The following is a 1,891-nucleotide window of genomic DNA, read 5'->3' on the forward strand; positions in this document are numbered from 1 at the left end:
GCCGGCCGAGCCGTCGCGCCGCCGCCGGCGGGGTCGCCGCGAGGCCGAGCAGGTCGAGGCGGTGGAGCCCGTCGAAGCCGAGGAGGAGCCCACCGAGGAGGCCGAGGAGGAGGCCGGCGACGAGGACGAGGACGAGAGCGCGGCGGCCCGCCGCCGGCGTCGTCGTGGTCGTCGCGGCCGTGGCCGTGGCAAGGGTGGCGCGGACGACACCGAGGACGAGGAGTCCGAGGAGGCCGCGCAGGCCGAGGAGGAAGAGGCCGAGGCCGAGGACGAAGAGGCCGAGAGCGAGGGCGAGGGCGACGGGATGACCCGTCGCCGCCGTCGCCGTCGCCGCCGGGGTGCCGGTGACGTCGAGGGCGGTGCCGACGACGGCGTGCCCACCGTCGTCAAGATCCGGGAGCCCCGCAAGACCGTCGACGAGGTGCAGGGCGTCTCCGGCTCGACCCGGCTGGAGGCCAAGCGTCAGCGCCGCCGGGACGGCCGGGAGCAGCGTCGTACCCGCCCGCCGATCCTCAGCGAGTCCGAGTTCCTGGCCCGCCGGGAGGCGGTCGACCGGGTGATGGCCGTCCGCCAGCGCGGCGACCGTACGCAGATCGCCGTCCTGGAGGACGGTGTGCTGGTCGAGCACTACGTCACCCGGAACTCCTCCGGCACGATGGCGGGCAACGTCTACCTCGGCAAGGTGCAGAACGTCCTGCCGAGCATGGAGGCGGCCTTCGTCGACGTCGGGCGCGGTCGCAACGCCGTCCTGTACGCGGGCGAGGTCAACTGGGACACCAGCGGCCTGGAGGGTCGGGCGCGCTCGATCGAGCAGGCCCTCAAGTCCGGCGACTCGGTGCTGGTGCAGGTCACCAAGGACCCGATCGGGCACAAGGGCGCGCGGCTGACCAGCCACATCGCGCTCTCCGGCCGGCACCTCGTCTACGTGCCCAACGGCAACGCCTCCGGCATCAGCCGGAAGCTGCCGGACAACGAGCGCAAGCGGCTGCGGGACGTGCTGAAGAAGCTCGTTCCGGATGGAGCGGGCGTGATCGTCCGGACCGCCGCCGAGGGCGCCAGCGAGGACGAGCTGGCCCGCGACGTCAAGCGGCTCCAGGCCCAGTGGGAGGACATCCAGGCCAAGGCCGCCGAGGGCGGTGCCCCGGTGCTGCTCTACGAGGAGCCGGACCTGGTCATCCGGGTGGTCCGGGACCTCTTCAACGAGGACTTCCGTGAGCTGATCATCGAGGGCGAGCAGTCGTACGACATGGTCGAGTCGTACCTGTCGCACGTCTCGCCGGACCTGGTCGCCCGGCTGCGCCGGCACGTCGGCACCACCGACGTCTTCGCCGAGTACCGGATCGACGAGCAGATCATCAAGGGGCTGGACCGCAAGGTCTTCCTCCCCTCCGGTGGTTCGCTGGTGATCGACCGGACCGAGGCGATGACCGTCGTCGACGTCAACACCGGCAAGTACACCGGCTCCGGGGGCAACCTGGAGGAGACGGTGACCCGGAACAACCTGGAGGCGGCCGAGGAGATCGTCCGTCAGCTGCGGCTGCGCGACATCGGCGGCATCGTGGTGATCGACTTCATCGACATGGTCCTGGAGTCCAACCGCGAGCTGGTGCTGCGGCGGCTGACCGAGTGCCTGGGCCGGGACCGCACCAAGCACCAGGTCACCGAGATCACCTCGCTGGGCCTGGTGCAGATGACCCGGAAGCGGATCGGCGCCGGCCTGTTGGAGGCGTTCAGCGAGCCCTGCGAGTGTTGCAAGGGCCGGGGCCTGGTCATCCACACCGAGCCGGTGCCGGAGAAGCCGCGCGCCGGTGGTGCGGGGGAGAAGGTCAAGGCCGTGGCCACGGCCGCCCCGGCGGCTCCGGCGGCCGAGCCGGTCTCGTCCCGGCGCCGG

The 1,891-nt window shown here is 72.1% G+C and carries 1 protein-coding gene; it reads left to right on the forward strand.

Features of this window, described 5'->3' with window-relative positions:
• On the forward strand, positions 1-1,891 hold a 1,891-nt coding region (locus AB0I76_RS28965), incomplete at both ends, for an Rne/Rng family ribonuclease (protein ID WP_357042045.1).

The sequence above is a fragment of the Micromonospora sp. NPDC049799 genome (assembly GCF_040656655.1).
In the GTDB taxonomy this organism is placed as follows: Bacteria; Actinomycetota; Actinomycetes; order Mycobacteriales; family Micromonosporaceae; genus Micromonospora.